We start from the raw sequence: 15,959 nt of genomic DNA on the forward strand, positions 1-15,959 counted from the left end.
GGCGAGTCCGGCGCCTGCGCGCCGGACCGCAATCGTGGGCGCGAGTGCCCATGCCACCCACGCCGACAAGCGACCTACGAAGTGCTGCTGCACAGACCGCCCCACGAGACCCGCGGCGAACCACGCCCCCTCCCGCAAGCGTTATCATGGCGGCCTTCACGCAATCTGCACGATTTCAACGGATTTTTCACCATGGCCCTGCGCGCCACCATCTACAAGGCCGAACTCAACGTCGCCGACACTGACCGCCACTACTACGGCAGCCATTCGCTGACGGTCGCCCGTCATCCCTCGGAAACCGACGAACGCCTGATGGTTCGCCTGGTCGCCTACGCCCTGCATGCGCAGGAAGAGCTGGCGTTCACCAAGGGCCTGAGCGATACCGACGAGCCGGACTTGTGGGTCAAGGACCTGACTGGCGCGGTCAAGCTGTGGATCGAAGTGGGGCAGCCCGAAGAGCGCCGCATCCTGCGCGCCTGTGGCCGCGCCGACGAAGTCATCGTGTACTGCTACGGCGGATCGGCCAGCAAGATCTGGTGGGACGGTGTGCGCAACAAGCTGGAGCGCACCCGTAACCTGAAGGTCATCAACCTGCCGTCGGACCAGACCCGCGCGTTAGCCAAGCTGGCCGAGCGCACGATGCAGCTGAACGCCAACATCTCGGACGGCATCGTCTACTTTTCGGCCGACAAGGGCGAAGTCAGCGTCGAGCCGGAAGCCTGGCGCTAAGCGCCGCCCTTGCCGACCTGAATTCCAGCGTTACAAATTCACCCCGTAATTTCCTTGCACGGGGTCTTTTTGCGGGATTAATATGATGATCATCATATTTCGGATTCCCGACCATGCCTGGCCCGTCCTCCCGTAAAGCGCTGTCTCACGAACGCATCGTCGACGCGGCGGCGCGGGCGATCCGTCGCGAAGGCTATGCGGGTGTCGGCGTGGCCGACGTCATGAAAGAGGCGGGGCTGACCCACGGCGGCTTCTACGCGCATTTCCCGTCGCGGGACGCGCTGCTGGCCGCCGCGATGGAACGCGCCGGTCGCGATGGCGCGGCGCGCATGTCCAAGAGCATGGAGCAACGCCGGGCCGACGGAGCCAGCCCCTTGCGCGCCTGGGTTGAAGCGTATCTGGGCGAGGCGCATTTGAAAGGGTGTGAAGGGGGCTGCCCGGTGTCGGCATTGGCCTCCGAGATCCCGCGCCAGTCGTCCGAAGTGCGTGAAGCCTCGGCCGTGCGTGTGCAACGCTTGATGGAAGCCGTGCGGCAGGTGCTGCCGGCAACAGCAGGCGAGCACGCTGCCGCCGCGGTGACCAGTACGCTCGTCGGCGCCTTGCAGCTGGCCCGGGCGCTGGGCGACAACCCCGAAGGGCGCGCGGTGCTGGCGTCGGCCCGCCACGCCATCCTGGACCAATACGACCGCGAGGCCAGCGCACCGTCCGCCTGACCCGAACCGCATCCCAAGGCCGCATTGCGCGGTCTTTTTACCGGCCATAAATATGATGATCATCATATTTAGCCAACACCAGTTGCTTTATCTACCCTCCAAGGACATCCCATCATGGATCTCAAGAATGCAGTGGTTTTGATTACCGGCGCCAACCGCGGTTTAGGGTTGGCCTTTGCCCGCGAGGCGCTGGCCCGCGGTGCGCGCAAGGTCTATGCCGGCGCGCGCGATCCCTCGACCGTCACCTTGGCAGGCGTCGAAGCGATCAAGCTGGACGTGACGAATCCGCAAGACGTGGCGGCCGCCGCGGCGCATGCCTCGGACGTGACGCTCGTCATCAACAACGCCGGCATCGCAGCCATCGGCGGATTCATGGCGGAGGGCAGCATCGAATCCGCGCAACGTCATCTGGATACCAACCTCTTCGGTTCGCTGCGCGTGGCGCAAGCGTTCGCGCCGGTGCTGGCTGCCAACGGCGGCGGCGCGCTGTTGAACGTGCTGTCGATCGCCAGCTGGATCAACGGCCCGCTGCTGGGCGTCTACGCCATGAGCAAGTCGGCCGCCTGGGCCATGACCAACGGCCTGCGCAACGACTTGCGGGCGCAGAAGACGCAGGTGCTGGGCCTGCACATGGGCTTTGTGGATACGGATCTGACCAAGGGCATCGACGGCCCCAAGTCCACGCCGGAATCCATCGTGAGCCAGGCGTTCGACGGGCTGGAGGCGGGCGCGGAAGAAGTGCTGGCCGACGACCGGACCCGCCAGGTCAAGCAGGGCTTGTCCGCCGAGCCGGCGGTGTATCTGAAGGCGCTGGGATAAATCCATCATGCACGCTACCGCCCGCTCCGCGCCGGCATCAACCCCGGCCATTTCCGTAAACGAACCCGCAAGCGAATCCAAGAGCGAGTCCGCGAACGACCCCGCCATCGCGCCCGTCGCGGCGTCTCCATGGCCCATCTTCTGGGTCGCCAGCATCGCCGTGTTCCTGGTGTCGCTGGACAGCACCATGCTGTACGCGGCGTTCGGCGCCCTGCGCGCCGGTTTTCCCGAGGCCTCGGCGGCGGATATGTCGTGGGTGCTCAATGCCTACACGGTGGTGTTCGCCGCCATGCTGATCCCGTCCGGCGGCCTGGCCGACACGCATGGCCGCAAGCGCATGTTCATGGTGGGGGTGGTGCTGTTCCTGGCCGCCTCGGCCGCGTGCGGCCTGGCAGGCAGCGTGGCGTGGCTGATCGCCGCCCGGGTGCTGCAGGCCGTGGGCGCGGCGCTGTTGACGCCGGCTTCGCTGTCCATCGTGCTGGCCGCTTTTCCGGCCTCCCAGCGCGCCGTGGCGGTCAGCTTGTGGGGCGCGGTGGGCGGATTGGCCGCGGCGGTCGGCCCCAGCCTGGGGGCGTTCGTCGTGGACATGGCGGGCTGGCCCTGGGCCTTCTACATCAACCTGCCGTTGGGCGCCTTGTCGCTCTGGTATGGCGCAGGCCTGTTGAAGGAATCTGTGAAGGCCGATGCGCGCCGCCGCGTGGACGGCGTCGGCATGGCCTTGCTGATGGTGGCCGTGGGCGCGTTGGCGCTGGCGATCGTGCAGTCGGAGTCGCCGTCGTGGAGCCGGCTGGAGTTGGGCGTGGTGGCCGCCGTGGGCGTCGTGTCGCTGGGGGCTTTCGTGGCCTGGGCGCGCGCCACGCCGCATCCGCTGGTCGACCTGTCGCTTTTCAAGCACCGTACCTATCGCTATGTGAACCTGGCCACGCTGAGCTTCGGCATCGCGTTCGCGATGATGTTCTTCGCGTTCTTTTTCTACATGACGGGTGTCTGGCACTACAGCCTGCCGCGCGCCGGCCTGGCCGTGACGCCGGGGCCGCTGCTGGTCATGCCGACGGCGATCCTGGCCGGGCGCCTGGCCGCGCGCATGGGCCATCGTCCGTTCCTGGTGGGCGGTTCTTTGATCTATGCGGCCAGCGGATTGTGGTTCTTGCTGGTGCCGGGCGAGCAACCCGCGTATCTGACGCAATGGCTGCCGGGTCTGCTGTTGAGCGGGATCGGCGTGGGCATGGTGCTGCCGTCCTTGTCAGGCGCGGCCGTCAGCCGGCTACCCGCGCAGCACTACGCCGTGGGCAGCGCCGTCAATCAGGCGACGCGGCAGATCGGCGGGGTGATGGGCGTGGCGATCACGGTGCTGATGCTGGGCCATGGCGCGGTCAGCCACGCCGCCTTCTCGCCGCTGTATGTGGGGCACGTGGCGCTGGCGTTGGTGACGGCGTTGCTGTGCCTGGCGGTGGATACGCGGCCAGGCAAGCGCTGACCGTCATGGCGTGCAGGCGTCCGGCCCAAGGTTGGCCGGATCGCCGCAGGCATTCCATTGCGCAGGCGCCATGGCCGGCACCAGCGCGACGCGCCCCATCGGGTCGAAATAGAACAGGACGCGGCCGGGGTGCTTGTGCATGGCCTGCCAGATCTGCTCCTGGGCCTGGGGGGCCACGATCGCGGTGCCCTGCGCATCGGTTTCGCCCTTGGCCAGCAGGGTTTGCAGGGCGGGGTCCCACGATGATTGGTCATCGCCGTCCATCGGCACGTCGTCGGGGATGCGCACGATGCGCCATTCCACACCCGGGATTTCACCCGGAATCGCCGCGATGTGTTCGCGCAGGCGCGGGTAAAGGCGGTCAGGCCGTGTGGCCGGTTCGGGGTAGGCAAAAGGCCCTTGGCTATCGCCCGGGGAGATAAATGCGGAGTATTGGCGCACGTAGCGCTGCGCCGGCTTGCCCTGCGCGTCCAGGGTCTGGACGGCCAAAGGCTGGCCTGGCGACAGCGTGTCGATCACGCGCAGCAAACGGCCTGAGGCATCACGCACATAATGGCGGCTGGCGCCGGGGCCTTTGGGATCGCCGCAGCCGTCATCGATGAAGGTGGTCAGGACGCCCCGCGCATCGCGTTGCAGGCACGCGCGCCGGGTTGCGGCATAGGGCTGGGCATCGGACGAACCCGACAAGTCGTATTCGGTGTAGGCCGCCAGCGCACCCGCCGTGTCGTAGGCCAGGACATAGCCGCCTTCCAGCACCGTCCTGCCGCGGATCTTGCCATACCGCTCCACGCGGCACAGCCTGCCGTCCGGGCTGAAGTAAAGCCGGGTCGGGGCGGTCGTGCCCGGCGTTTCCCGAGCGCGGTAGGCCGACCAGTCGACCTTGTCCGTCCAGGTCTGCGGATCCGGGTCGCCGCGTTCGTTGGTCCAGGCCAGTTTGCGGTTCGTCGGCACGCGTTCGCCTTGTTTGCCCAGCAGCACGCGGTCGTTCGCCAGGTCGACGGACACCGGCACGGCGGAAAGGCTGGGGGGCGCGGAGAAATCGGTAACCGCCGGGCCGCAATCGGCAAGGGCGGGGGCGGCAAGCAGCGCCTGTGCGGATGCCAGAGCAAGGGCGATCGGCAGCTTACGCATATTGTTGCGCGTCCATGTACTTCACCAGGTCCCAGAATTCCTTGGATACGCCGCCCAGGCGCAGCTTGCCCTGTGCGTCTTCAAACAGCAGGAAGGGGTAGGCATCGCGCGTCAACACGCCAGGGGCCGGCAGCCGGTAGGGTTTGAAGATTTCCGGGTTGTTGAAGTAGTTCTCCAGCCGCCCGCCGCCGTCCACATGCATGTAGCGCACGCGCAAGGTCTGCTGTTTGAACGCCGCCTGGGTTTCGGGATAGACGCCGCCGTCGCCCGCGACGACCGAATGGGACAGCGCGGCCATGAACACGCGCTGGATGCCCACAAAGCGGATTTCGCCGTGTGTGCTGTCGCCTTGGGCGCGGGCCAGTTCCTTGACAAGCTGCGAGGCGCGCGAGCCGGGCACCAGCGTGTTGGCGAAAAGTTTATCGACGTCCGCGTTCGCCCGATCCGGAGACTGGCGCAATTGCTGGAAATCCTGCTGGAAATCTTGCAGCCATTGTTGATAGCGCTGGTTTTCCGCCTGCCGGTCGAACGTCTGCGCCAGGCTGGCGCCCGCATGCAGCGTGATCAGGCTGGCGATTGCCAGCAGGCAGAAGCGCCGCAACCCTAGGGTAAGCATGTGAGGGAGCATGTCGGTGATGGGGCTGCCAAGGAAGGGGGGAAGGGGACGTGATGCGGTCATTGCGGGGGATCCGCCGCCTCAGGCGTCGAATCCGTTGCCGGCGCGCGTGGGCGGCCGGGCCTGCCGAAGAACCAATAGGTGCAAAGCAGCGCCCCGACGATGCCGGGCAGGGCGCCGACGCTCAAGGGGAACAGCAGGTCTGCCCATGTGAAGTCGCGGCTGCCGAATGCGGCCAGGAAAAGGAATCCGAACAGGCCGCCCGCCGCCGTCATCATGCCTAAGGCCGGCCACGTCGAACGAGCCGGTTTGAGCGCGCCTGCCACGATGCCGCACAACAGGGCCGGCACGATGCCGAAGACATAGAACCAGGGCAGGCCGAGGACGGTCAACATCAGGTTCTGCGGATCCCGTGATACCGCCGAGAGGGCCAGCATGAGCGTGGCGCCGCCGACGGCCGGCGCGACGAAAGCGTACATGATGCCGCCGGCGACAAGGTCGCTGAGGATGCGGCGTCGGGTGTCGTCGGGCTTGGGATGCCGGACGCGGTAGCCCACGGCGGCCAGGGTTCCAAGCAGGAGCAGGCCGAGAACGAGGTAGGGTCTCATTGCCTTATTCTGGCATATCCGGCCTTGTGCGGCTCGGGCTGCCTGGCAACCTCGGGGGCGTCCGCCGCCCGCTCCTTAGCGCGGCGTGCGCTGATGGGGCACCAGCGGCGGCACGGGCCGGTCCGCGACCAGTTCCCAGAAGCCCGGCAGGAAGCACTCGGCCACCAGCAGCGGCTGGCCTTGGCGCCAGAACACGGACCGGCGCGCCCAGATGCGGGCGGCGTCGTGGTCCCGCCGTTCAGGCGGCAGGACGTCGCGCGCCGTGGCGTGAAACGGCACCGGCCGCGCCAGGCGGCGGCAGGCGAAGGGCGACCGGATGACGGTACTGTCGTGGTAAAGCATGTCGGCCAGCGGCCGGGTCAGCAGCCGGCGCATGCCTTGCCAGGCGCCGTGCGACGCGCCCAGAGGCGTGAGGCTGCGGGCCGGCACGCTGTCCACGCCGTTCACCGACATCAGCACTTCACGGATCCACACCGGCGTGCCGGGGGCGATCCCCATGGCGCGCGCTTCATCCTGCGGGGCGCCATCGGCGTATTCGGCCAGCACGCGCAGGCGGACCTGGCCGACTTGGCGCAGGCCGGCGGTCAGCGCGCCGGGGCGGAACAGCCAATGGCGAACGACCGGCGACAGGATGGGCGGGGCGACGGGGAGCCAGCCGGCGGCGAGCGGAGGGTGATGTGCTGCGGGTTTCATCATGGCTGCGTATTATGCCAAGCCCGGCTGACGGCCCCAATGCGTCGCAATGACGCAGCAGTGCCGGCGACGCCGCAAAACGCGCTGCGCCGCCGCCGGCCGGCACGCGGTTCCAGCGTCCGGGAAAGCACTTATTGTCCCGGCATCGGCGCGATCTCTATTATCTGCCCACGGTCAAGATTGACCGGAATGCCTTCCCTCCCGTTGACGGGGCCCGTAATCGGCTTTGGCCGTTTCGAGCAAGGCATGCAGTACCCCGCAGCAATAATTGCTGCTTGAACATCAAGTATGGCTATAGAAGCCCCCGACTTGCACGCGATGCGTGGTCGGGGGCTTTTTCGTTTTCAATTTCCAAATTGGGAGATCGCATGCAAGCGTCGGACACGCAGCGTTCCGCGGCCACGGCCATCTGGGTAGCCAGTGTGCAGATGGCCCCCTTGATCGGCGAAGTCGCCGCCAATGTGGCCCGCTCGGCCGAACTGGTGGAGCAGGCCGCAGCCCAAGGCGCGCGGCTGGTGGTGCTGCCCGAATTGGCGAACACGGGCTACGTGTTCGAAAGCCGCGAAGAAGCCTATGCGCTGGCCGAAGCCGTGCCCGGCGGCCCGAGTTCGCAGGCCTGGATCGCGCTGGCGCAGCGCCTGGGGATCTACCTGGTGGCGGGCATCGCCGAACGCAGTGGAGACCGCCTGTACAACGCCGCGGTGATCGCGGGTCCCGACGGCTATATCGGCACGTATCGCAAACTGCATCTGTGGGGCGACGAAAACCTGTATTTCGAGGCCGGAGACCTGGGCCTGCCGGTGTTCCACACCGAACTGGGCCGCCTGGGCGTGGCCATTTGCTATGACGGCTGGTTCCCCGAGGTCTACCGGCTGCTGGCGGTGCGCGGCGCGGACATCGTGGCGGTGCCGACCAACTGGGTGCCCATGCCGGGGCAGACGCCCGAGGGGCCGGTGATGGCCCATGCGCTGACCATCAGCGGCGCGCACAGCAACGGCTTGACCGTCGTGTGCGCCGACCGGGTGGGCACCGAACGCGGTCAGCCATTCGTGGGCCGCAGCCTGATCGTCGGGTCGCAGGGCTGGACGGCTGCGGGCCCCGCCAGCGTCGACCAGGAAGAAGTGCTGCTGGCGTCCGTCGACGTGCAGGCGTCGCGCCGGTCGCGCCAATTGAACGATTTCAACCACGTGCTGCGCGACAGGCGCTGCGATGTCTACGACGAGCTACTGGGCGCTGACGGCGCCCCGCGGCAACGTTAAGCGATGGCCCATGGCCGACTCCCAAGGAGCAACCTCATGAAACCCCTCTTCAGCAGCTTCCGCATCCGCTTGTCGATCGTCGCGTTACTGGCCGGTGTCGCCGGCGCGCACGCGGCGGAGCCTTTGCGCATCGGTGTCCCGGTCGGCCTGTCGGGCGCCAACAGCGTCGTGGCGCCCGGCGTGGTGCAGGCCTCGCAGCTGGCGGCCGACGAGATCAACGCGGCCGGCGGCATCCTGGGCCGCCAGATCGTGCTGGAGATCGCCGACGACGCCTCGGGCGCCGTGGGCGCGCAAAAGGCCTACGACACGCTGGTCTTCCAGAAGAAGGTCGATGCCATCATCGCCATGGAAACCAGCGCGGCGCGCAATGCCGCGCTGCCCATCGTGTCGCGCGGCAAGGTGCCCTATATCTACACCTCGTTCTATGAAGGCCGTTCGTGCAACCGCTGGATGCATGTGAACGGCTGGGTGCCCGAGCAGCAGGTGGCGCCAGTGGTGGACCATTTCATGAAGGAGCGCGGCGCCAAGACCTTCTTCCTGGTCGGCAGCGACTACGCGTTCGGCCGCGGCATGCTGAAGTTCACGCGGGAATACATCGAAAAGCAGGGCGGGCGCGTCGTGGGCGAGGAATATCTGCCCATCGACGGTTCGGACTGGACGCCCGTGGTGTCGAAGATCCGTTCGGCCAACCCGGATGCGCTGATCAGCTCGACGGCGGGCGGAGGCCCGAACGTCAGCCTGGCCAAGCAGGTCAAGGCGGCGGGGCTGTCGATGCCCTACGGCAACCTGGCGATAGACGAAGGAACGGCCAAGACCATGGGCGACACGGCGGTGGGCATGTACATGTCGGCGTCGTACCTGACCAGCATCGATACGCCCCAGAACCGCAAATTCCTGGACGGCCTGAAGGCGAAATTCGGCAACGACGCCAAGACCGCGAACGAATTCTCGGGCCCGCAGTACGAAGCCTTCTATCTGTACAAGGCGGCGGTCGAGAAGGCCGGCGGCATGGATCCGCAGAAGGTGGTGCAGGCCCTGAGCGAAGTGTCGTTCGACGGCCCTCGCGGCCCCGTCAAGATGGACCGCCAACGGCACGCGGCGCTGACCATGCGCCTGGGGCAGGTGCAGCAGGACGGTTCCATCAAGATCCTGCAGACCTTCGATAAGGTGGATCCGGGTGCGCAATGCCCGGATCTGAAATGACGCCGCAGTAACGTGATGCGCGCCGCCGGCTCGTCCGGCGGCGCCGGAGACCGATATGGGTTTGCTGCTGGACATCTTGAGCACGGCCGCCATGCTCTTCATCGTGACGTCGGGGCTGATGATCATCTTCGGCGTGATGAAGATCGTCAATTTCGCGCACGGGGCGATTCTTACGCTGGGAAGCTATGCCAGCCTCGTCGTGACGCAGTTGGGCCTGAACCCCTGGGCGGCCCTGCCATTCGCGCTGGCGGTCGGCGTGCTGGTGGGTATGGCGGTTGAGCGCCTGATCGTGCAGCCGCTATACAAGCGGCCGCTGGACGCGATCCTGGCCACGTGGGGACTGGGCATCGTGATCGGCCAGCTCATCACCGTGGCGTTCGGGCGGGAAGTGCAGTTCGTGGATTCGCCGATCCAGGGCGCCGTGGCTTTTCTGGGCACGGAGTATTCGGCGTACCGCCTGTTCCTGGTGCCGGGGGCGTTGCTGATCTACGCCGCCATGACCCTCTTGCTCAACGGCACCCGTTTCGGCGTGCGGACCCGCGCCGTGATCATGAACGAGGACCTGGCGCGCGGCCTGGGCATCAACGCCGAGCGCATACGCTTCACCACGTTCGGCCTGGGGGCCGGGCTGGGGGCGCTTGCCGGCGCGCTGATCACGCCGTTGTCCAGCGTGGACCCGAACATGGGCCTGCCGTGGCTGGTCAGCGCCTTCATGCTGGTCATGGTGTCGGGCCATTCGATCACCGCGCTGCTCCTGACCTGCCTGGTCTATGGCGCCTGCCAGGTGCTGGTGAGCATCTTCGTCAGCCCGATCCTGGGCGGCGTCACCATCGCCGTCCTGGCCGCACTGACGCTGCGCCTGCGTCCCCAAGGATTCGCCCATGACTGACCATTCGCTTGCACAAGGCGCGCAGGCGGCCTCTGCCCCTGCCTCGCGCGCGCCGCGCGGCCACGCGCTGCCGTGGCTGGCTGCCATGTGCCTGGTCCTGACCGTGGCCGGCCCCTGGATCTTCGACACCTACTTGCTCAACGTGCTGATCAAGGCGTTGTTTTTCGCGATGGCGGCCGTGACCGTGGACGTGCTGTGGGGCTACACCGGCCATCTGACGTTCGGCCAGTCCGCCTTTTTCGGCGTGGGAGCCTATGCCGCCGGCCTGGCCTTCACGCATTACGGGTTTTCGCCCGCCACCGCCGCGCTGGCCGCGTTGGTGGCGGTGGGCGCCGCGGCGCTGCTGGCGCTGGTGACGGGGTGGCTGTCGTTCTATCGGGGGGCGTCGCCGTTTTTCGCGACGGTCATCTCACTGGTGCTGCCGATCGTGTTGATGCAGCTGGTGCTGGCTGGCGGCACCTATACCGGCTCGTCGTCCGGCCTGACGGGCTACGAGACGTTCGACCTGTCTCTTGAGGCATGGTATGTGATCGCGGCGGGAACCCTGTCGGTGGTGGCCTTGCTGGCGTGGGTCGTGATGCGCAGCGACGGCGGGCGCATCCTGGTGGCGCTGCGCGACAACGAATCGCGCTGCAGCTACCTGGGCCTGAACACCGCCAACTGGCGCATCGTGCTGCTGGTGGTGTGCGGTGCCGTGGCCAGCCTGGCAGGGTTCGGCTATGGCGCGTTCAGCGGGGTGGTGGCGCCGGAGCTCACGGGGTTCGTGTTCGGCACCGAGTTGATCATCTGGGTGGCGCTGGGCGGGCGGGGCACCATCTGGGGGCCGGTGCTGGGCGCCATCCTCATCAACGTGGCCGGTTCCTACCTGAGCGGGAATATGCCGTTCCTGTGGCAATTGCTGCTGGGCGTGACCTTCATCCTGGTGATCCTGCTGTTGCCTCGGGGGCTGCTGCCGCTGCTGACGGCGCCGTTCTTGCGGCGCGGCGCGACAGCGCCGGTGCCGGCGCTGGGCGTGCGCGCGGGGCAGCCGCAACCGGCCAGCGCGGCGTCATGGGCGCTGAACCTGTCCGGCGTGGCCAAGCGCTTCGGCAGCCTGAAGGTGCTGGAAGGCATCGACCTGCGGGCCAGGGGCGGTGAATTGGTAGGTCTGATCGGCCCCAACGGCGCAGGCAAGACCACGCTGATGCGCTGCATCGCCGACGGCGCCGAACGGTCCGAAGGCGAACTGGAGCTTTACGGCCACCGGGTACTGCGGGACGGCCCGGAGCAATGCGTGCGCTACGGCTTGGGGCGCAAGTTCCAGAATGCCAACGTGTTTGACACGATGACGGTGGCGGAAAGCCTGCGCATCGCCACGACGCTGCGCGAGCAGCCATCATGGTGGCGCCGCGCGTCCACGTTGGATCTGCCGCCCTACGCGCTGGAAGTGCTGCGCGTGACGGGGCTGGACCAATGCCTGGGCAGCGTGGCCCGCGACCTGTCGCACGGGCAGCAACAGGCGCTGGAACTGGCGATGGTGCTGGCGCTGGAGCCGCGCATCGTGCTGCTGGACGAACCCACGGCGGGCCTCTCCAAGGCCGAGCGGGCGCAAATCGGCCAGATGCTGTCATCGCTGGCGCACAAGTACGGCCTGTGCTGCCTGCTGGTGGAGCATGACCTGGACTTCGTGAAGGAAGTGGCGACGCGGATCGTCGTCTTGCATCAGGGCCGGATTGTCATGGACGGGAGCTTTCGCGACGTCGTGGAATCCGAACTGGTGCGTACCATCTACGCGGGTAGCGCGCAGGCCGCGCAAGGAGCAGGGCAATGACGAGTACTGCGCCGGCATTACGCCTGGACGGCGTGTCCAGCGGCTACAAGGGCTCGGTGGTGCTGAACGATGTTTCCCTGTCGGTCGAGCGCGGCGCGTGCGTGGCGCTGCTGGGCAAGAACGGCATGGGCAAAACTACGCTGCTCAAGACCATCATGGGCTACCTGCCCAAGTTGCGGGGGCAGGTCAGCGTGGGCGGCGTGAACGCCACGCGCTTGCGCCCGCACGAAGTGGCGCGCTGCGGCGTCGCGTACGCGGCGCAGGAGCAGCCCCTGTTTCCCGACTTGAGCATCCGCGACAACCTGCGGCTGGGCCTGCCCAGCGAGAAACTCTTCGACGAGCGTTTCGCCGACATCACCGAGCTATTCCCGGTGTTCGCGACGCGGCTGCGCCAGCACGCTGGCACCTTGTCGGGCGGGGAACAGAAGATGCTGCTGGTGGCGCGCGGACTGATGCAACGGCCCGAACTGCTGCTGCTGGATGAAATCACCGAGGGGTTGCAACCGTCGGTGATCGAACGGCTGGGCCGCGCCCTGAACTGGGAACGCGAACGGCGCGGCACGACCCTGTTCATCGTCGAGCAGAATGTGGCTTTCGCGCTGGACGTGGCCGACCGCTATCTGGTGCTCAAGCAGGGCGCCATCGTGGACCAGGGCGATGCTGGTGCGCCCCAGGCCATCGGCAATATCATTGACCATCTCAAGGTATGAACGCCGCCCATTCGGTTTCCGCCCTGGCCGGCACGCTGGATTCACGCTTAAGGACGTCATCATGACCTCGCTCCAGGACAAGGACGCAGAACGGCCCGGCTGGCGCATCGGCGTGCTGTATTCGCGAAGCGGCGTCACGGGCACGACGGAATCGCAGCATTTCTTCGGGACGGTGCTGGCCGTGGAAGAGATCAACGCCTTGGGCGGCGTGCTGGGCCGGCCGCTGGAGCCCGTGGTGTACGACCCGCGCAGCGACGCCGAGGAGTATCGGCGCCTGGCCGCCCGCTTGCTGCTGGACGACGAAGTCAGCGTCATTTTCGGCGGCTGCACCTCGCATTGCCGCAAAGCGATGCTGCCCGTCGTGGAGCGCACCAATTCCCTGTTGTGGTACGGCTCGGTGTATGAAGGGTTCGAGTATTCGCCCAACGTCATCTATACGGGCGCGGCGCCCAATCAGGGCAGCATGCAGTTGGCCGCCTACCTGATCCAGAACTGCGGCTCGCGCATTTTCCTGGTGGGGGCGGACTACATCTACCCGCGCGAAACGAACCGCATCATGCGCGAGACCGTGGAGGAGCACGGCGGCGAGATCCTGGACGAGACCTATCTGCCTTTGGGCTGCGACGAAAGCGACATCATCGACGTCGTGGCCGACATCCGGCGCATCCAGCCGGACGTGGTGTTCTCCACGCTGATCGGCGCGGACGCGCAGCGCTTCTACCAGCGCTACCACGAGGCCTGCCAGCAAGCGGGGGCGCAGACGGCCCACATTCCCATCGCCAGCCTGACCATGGCGGAGTCCGAGGTCGCCGAGATCGGGCCGCAACGCTGCGTGGGGCACATCACCGCCGCCACCTATTTCAACACGGTCGACACGCCTGCCAACCAGCATTTCCTGGCGCGCTGGCGCGAGCGCTTCGGCGAGCAGCCGGCCAGCGTCTATGCGGAGACCTGCTACAGCCAAGTGCACTTGTTCGCGCGCGCGCTGCAGCGGGTAGGCAGCATGGACACGCGCAAACTGGTGCGGGCGGTGCATCAGGTCCAGTTCGACGCGCCGGACGGGCAGATGTCCATCCTGGCGGAAAACAACCACTGCGTGCTGACGCCGCGCATTGGCGTGTGCCGGGCGGACGGGCGGTTCGACATCGTCTGGGAAAGCGACCAGCCGGTGAAGCCGGATCCCTATCTGACGGCGTTCGGTCTGGACGAATTCTGGTTGAAATGAGCATGGACCATAGCCTACGCCGCCTCTATGAGGACCTGCGCAGTGTGGCCGTCGCGGTGGTGTATCCGCCCGGCGAAGACCGCGACGTGCTGGTCGAGCAACTCAAGCGCATCGGTTGCCGCATCCATTTGCATTGGCCGTTCCCGGATGCCGCGCCCGCCGGCGCGGACGTCATCTTCTTCCAGGTGTCGCAGTGCGTGCAGAACAGCTCGGCCTGGTCGGCCAGCGAAGTCGAGGCCACCTTGATCGCGCTGTCCGAATACGAGACCCCCACCACGCTCAAGCAATTGCTCAAGACCAACGCGCATGGCGTGCTGACGCGGCCGTTCCGGTCCGCCGGCATTCTCAGCACGCTGGTGCTGGCGCGTTCTGCCAAGCAGTTCCAAAGCCGCCAGCAGGTCAAGATCGACAAGTTGGAAAACACCATCAAGGCGCGGCGCGTCATTGAAAAGGCGATCCGCGTGCTGATGGACCATCAGCGGCTGGATGAACGCGCGGCTTACGAACACATGCGGACCCGAGCCACGGGCCTGCGCGTCAGCGTGGCCGAAGTCGCTGCAATGATCATCGAGGCCAGCGAGGCCATGGAAAAGCTTGGCCTGGGCGGCTCGCGCCCGGGGTCGGGGCAAAACGGCTAAGTGCCTGCCAGCAAAGAGGAAAACAATGAAAATCATGATCGCCCGCCTGAACCACGAGACCAATACGTTCTCGCCCGTGCCCACGCCGCTGGCCGCGTTCGGCAACGACGGCCCCGCATTCGGCGCGCAGGCCTATGACGACAACAAGGGCAAGCGCACGGCCATGTCGGCGTTCATCGACCTGGCGGAGGCGAACGGGGCGTCGCTGGTCACGCCGGTATCGGCCACCGCCTATCCCAGCGGCCGGGTGGACGCAGCCGCCTATCGCACCCTTTGCGACGCGATCGTGGCCGGCGCGCGAGGGTGCGGCGCGATCCTGCTGGATCTGCACGGCGCCATGGCGGTCGAAAGCACCGACGACGGCGAAGGCGATCTGCTGGAGCGCCTGCGCCAGCAGACGCCCGACGTGCCGATCGCGGTGGCGCTGGACTTGCATGGCAACGTCACGCCCAAGATGATGGCCAATGCCGACGTGATCGTGAGTTTCAAGACCTATCCGCACGTGGACATGTACGAAACCGGCGAGCACGCCGGCCGTATCCTGTTCGACTGGCTCAACGGCGGGCCGCGTCCGGTGATGGCGTGGCGCCGCCTGCCATTGATGACGCACACCCTGCGCAGCGCCACGTCCCAAGGCGCCATGCGCGATGCCGTGCACGCGGCCCGGCGCGCCGAGTCCGACGGCATGCTGGCCGTGTCGGTGCTGGCAGGGTTCGCCCTGGCTGACATTCCCGCGCCGTGCCTGAGCGTCGTGGCGGTCGGCGCGGGCGCACCGGCGCAGGCCGAGCAGGCGGCCAGCGACATGGCCAAGGGTATCTGGGCGGCACGCGACGGCTTTTTCTACGATAGCGAGCCATTGGCCGATTCCCTGGCCCGGGCCGTCGAATTGGCGTGCGGCGCCGGCAAGCCTGTGCTGTTGCTGGACCACGGCGACAACTGCATGTCCGGCGGCACGTGCGACACGATGGAGGTCCTGATGGCCGCGGTCGATGCCGGGTTGACGGGCATCGTGGCCGGGCTGTATTGCGATCCCGAGGCCGTGGCGGCGCTGACCGCGGCCGGCGAGGGCGCGCGGGTCGAGATCCTGGTGGGCAACAAACGGCCGATCCCCGCCATCGGCCGCCCGGCGGCGCCGGTTCTTCTCCGCGGCGTGGTGGGCGCGGTGACCGACGGCCAGTACGTCATCACGGGTCCCACCTATACCGGGCAGACGGCGTGCATGGGCCGCAGCGCCGTGCTGGACATCGGCGCGGCGCAATTGGTGATCACCGAAAGAACCCACGAACCCTGGGACCTGGGCGTATTCGAAAGCATGGGGCTGGACCCGCGCCAGGCCCGCTTCGTGCTGGTGAAGTCCCGGATGTACTGCCGGCCGGTCTTTGAGCCGATTTCGCAGGCGCTCGTGGAATGCGCCAGCGCGGGCGTCACCAGTTCGGACT

At 67.1% G+C, this 15,959-nt stretch carries 16 protein-coding genes; 12 read left to right on the plus strand and 4 right to left on the minus strand.

From position 1 onward, the window contains the following. Positions 1 to 192: 192 nt before the first annotated feature. The 4 genes from ACO6D5_RS24095 (at position 193) to ACO6D5_RS24110 (ending at position 3,738) form a co-directional block, all read left to right on the plus strand. Positions 193 to 729, plus strand: coding sequence for a YaeQ family protein (locus tag ACO6D5_RS24095; protein WP_006227381.1), 537 nt, complete (start codon positions 193 to 195; stop codon positions 727 to 729). 113 nt (positions 730 to 842) lie between these two features. Next, positions 843 to 1,442 (plus strand): TetR/AcrR family transcriptional regulator, encoded by a 600-nt coding sequence (locus tag ACO6D5_RS24100; protein WP_485826778.1) that lies wholly within the window; start codon positions 843 to 845, stop codon positions 1,440 to 1,442. 114 nt (positions 1,443 to 1,556) lie between these two features. Further along, on the plus strand, positions 1,557 to 2,261 hold the full coding sequence (locus tag ACO6D5_RS24105; RefSeq protein ID WP_088588399.1) for an SDR family oxidoreductase: 705 nt from the start codon (positions 1,557 to 1,559) through the stop codon (positions 2,259 to 2,261). 7 nt (positions 2,262 to 2,268) lie between these two features. Next, a complete protein-coding gene (locus tag ACO6D5_RS24110) occupies positions 2,269 to 3,738 on the plus strand; it encodes an MFS transporter (protein ID WP_485826779.1) in 1,470 nt (489 codons plus the stop codon). Between the two features lie 3 nt (positions 3,739 to 3,741). Here the strand turns inward: ACO6D5_RS24110 and ACO6D5_RS24115 are convergent, their stop codons facing one another. From ACO6D5_RS24115 to ACO6D5_RS24130, 4 genes are all read right to left on the minus strand, one after another. Next, positions 3,742 to 4,869, minus strand: a complete 1,128-nt coding sequence (locus ACO6D5_RS24115; protein ID WP_485826780.1) for a hypothetical protein — start codon at positions 4,867 to 4,869, stop codon at positions 3,742 to 3,744. Further along, complete coding sequence (locus ACO6D5_RS24120) at positions 4,862 to 5,485, minus strand: hypothetical protein (RefSeq protein WP_315847379.1); 624 nt, start codon at positions 5,483 to 5,485, stop codon at positions 4,862 to 4,864. Before ACO6D5_RS24120 ends, ACO6D5_RS24115 begins: the two co-directional genes overlap by 8 nt. A gap of 59 nt (positions 5,486 to 5,544) precedes the next feature. Then, positions 5,545 to 6,093 carry a hypothetical protein gene (locus ACO6D5_RS24125; protein ID WP_485826781.1) on the minus strand — a complete coding sequence of 183 codons (549 nt, stop codon included), beginning with the start codon at positions 6,091 to 6,093 and terminating at the stop codon, positions 5,545 to 5,547. A 75-nt stretch (positions 6,094 to 6,168) separates the two neighbouring features. Then, a complete protein-coding gene (locus ACO6D5_RS24130; protein WP_485826782.1) occupies positions 6,169 to 6,789 on the minus strand; it encodes a chorismate--pyruvate lyase family protein in 621 nt (206 codons plus the stop codon). Between the two features lie 365 nt (positions 6,790 to 7,154). Here ACO6D5_RS24130 and ACO6D5_RS24135 point away from each other — a divergent pair, with 365 nt between their 5' ends. The 8 genes from ACO6D5_RS24135 to ACO6D5_RS24170 all read left to right on the plus strand — a co-directional run. Beyond that, the gene (locus ACO6D5_RS24135) at positions 7,155 to 8,045 is read left to right on the plus strand and encodes a nitrilase family protein (RefSeq protein ID WP_485826783.1); all 891 of its coding nucleotides are present in this window, start codon (positions 7,155 to 7,157) and stop codon (positions 8,043 to 8,045) included. A 36-nt stretch (positions 8,046 to 8,081) separates the two neighbouring features. Beyond that, positions 8,082 to 9,248: a substrate-binding protein gene (locus tag ACO6D5_RS24140; RefSeq protein WP_485826784.1), complete on the plus strand. Its 1,167-nt coding sequence runs from the start codon at positions 8,082 to 8,084 to the stop codon at positions 9,246 to 9,248. A gap of 55 nt (positions 9,249 to 9,303) precedes the next feature. Then, complete coding sequence (locus ACO6D5_RS24145; protein WP_485826785.1) at positions 9,304 to 10,137, plus strand: branched-chain amino acid ABC transporter permease; 834 nt, start codon at positions 9,304 to 9,306, stop codon at positions 10,135 to 10,137. Further along, complete coding sequence (locus ACO6D5_RS24150; RefSeq protein WP_485826786.1) at positions 10,130 to 11,947, plus strand: ABC transporter permease subunit; 1,818 nt, start codon at positions 10,130 to 10,132, stop codon at positions 11,945 to 11,947. The genes ACO6D5_RS24145 and ACO6D5_RS24150 overlap by 8 nt, the downstream gene beginning before the upstream one ends. After that, positions 11,944 to 12,657 carry an ABC transporter ATP-binding protein gene (locus tag ACO6D5_RS24155; protein ID WP_485826787.1) on the plus strand — a complete coding sequence of 238 codons (714 nt, stop codon included), beginning with the start codon at positions 11,944 to 11,946 and terminating at the stop codon, positions 12,655 to 12,657. Before ACO6D5_RS24150 ends, ACO6D5_RS24155 begins: the two co-directional genes overlap by 4 nt. Before the next feature lie 61 nt (positions 12,658 to 12,718). After that, positions 12,719 to 13,882 (plus strand): transporter substrate-binding protein, encoded by a 1,164-nt coding sequence (locus tag ACO6D5_RS24160; protein ID WP_315846881.1) that lies wholly within the window; start codon positions 12,719 to 12,721, stop codon positions 13,880 to 13,882. Positions 13,883 to 13,884: 2 nt separating this feature from the next. Next, complete coding sequence (locus tag ACO6D5_RS24165) at positions 13,885 to 14,520, plus strand: ANTAR domain-containing response regulator (RefSeq protein ID WP_315134959.1); 636 nt, start codon at positions 13,885 to 13,887, stop codon at positions 14,518 to 14,520. A 25-nt stretch (positions 14,521 to 14,545) separates the two neighbouring features. After that, positions 14,546 to 15,959 (plus strand): M81 family metallopeptidase (locus tag ACO6D5_RS24170; RefSeq protein WP_485826788.1); only part of this gene is annotated, 1,414 nt, incomplete at its 3' end.

The organism is Achromobacter sp., assembly GCF_057314935.1.

Bases quoted from the DNA above. Each gene is read 5' to 3' on its own strand.
- ACO6D5_RS24095 (WP_006227381.1), top strand. From the start codon at position 193: ATGGCCCTGCGCGCCACCATCTACAAGGCCGAACTCAACGTCGCCGAC.
- ACO6D5_RS24100 (WP_485826778.1), top strand. From the start codon at position 843: ATGCCTGGCCCGTCCTCCCGTAAAGCGCTGTCTCACGAACGCATCGTC.
- ACO6D5_RS24105 (WP_088588399.1), top strand. From the start codon at position 1,557: ATGGATCTCAAGAATGCAGTGGTTTTGATTACCGGCGCCAACCGCGGT.
- ACO6D5_RS24110 (WP_485826779.1), top strand. From the start codon at position 2,269: ATGCACGCTACCGCCCGCTCCGCGCCGGCATCAACCCCGGCCATTTCC.
- ACO6D5_RS24115 (WP_485826780.1), bottom strand. From the start codon at position 4,869: ATGCGTAAGCTGCCGATCGCCCTTGCTCTGGCATCCGCACAGGCGCTG.
- ACO6D5_RS24120 (WP_315847379.1), bottom strand. From the start codon at position 5,485: ATGCTTACCCTAGGGTTGCGGCGCTTCTGCCTGCTGGCAATCGCCAGC.
- ACO6D5_RS24125 (WP_485826781.1), bottom strand. From the start codon at position 6,093: ATGAGACCCTACCTCGTTCTCGGCCTGCTCCTGCTTGGAACCCTGGCC.
- ACO6D5_RS24130 (WP_485826782.1), bottom strand. From the start codon at position 6,789: ATGATGAAACCCGCAGCACATCACCCTCCGCTCGCCGCCGGCTGGCTC.
- ACO6D5_RS24135 (WP_485826783.1), top strand. From the start codon at position 7,155: ATGCAAGCGTCGGACACGCAGCGTTCCGCGGCCACGGCCATCTGGGTA.
- ACO6D5_RS24140 (WP_485826784.1), top strand. From the start codon at position 8,082: ATGAAACCCCTCTTCAGCAGCTTCCGCATCCGCTTGTCGATCGTCGCG.
- ACO6D5_RS24145 (WP_485826785.1), top strand. From the start codon at position 9,304: ATGGGTTTGCTGCTGGACATCTTGAGCACGGCCGCCATGCTCTTCATC.
- ACO6D5_RS24150 (WP_485826786.1), top strand. From the start codon at position 10,130: ATGACTGACCATTCGCTTGCACAAGGCGCGCAGGCGGCCTCTGCCCCT.
- ACO6D5_RS24155 (WP_485826787.1), top strand. From the start codon at position 11,944: ATGACGAGTACTGCGCCGGCATTACGCCTGGACGGCGTGTCCAGCGGC.
- ACO6D5_RS24160 (WP_315846881.1), top strand. From the start codon at position 12,719: ATGACCTCGCTCCAGGACAAGGACGCAGAACGGCCCGGCTGGCGCATC.
- ACO6D5_RS24165 (WP_315134959.1), top strand. From the start codon at position 13,885: ATGGACCATAGCCTACGCCGCCTCTATGAGGACCTGCGCAGTGTGGCC.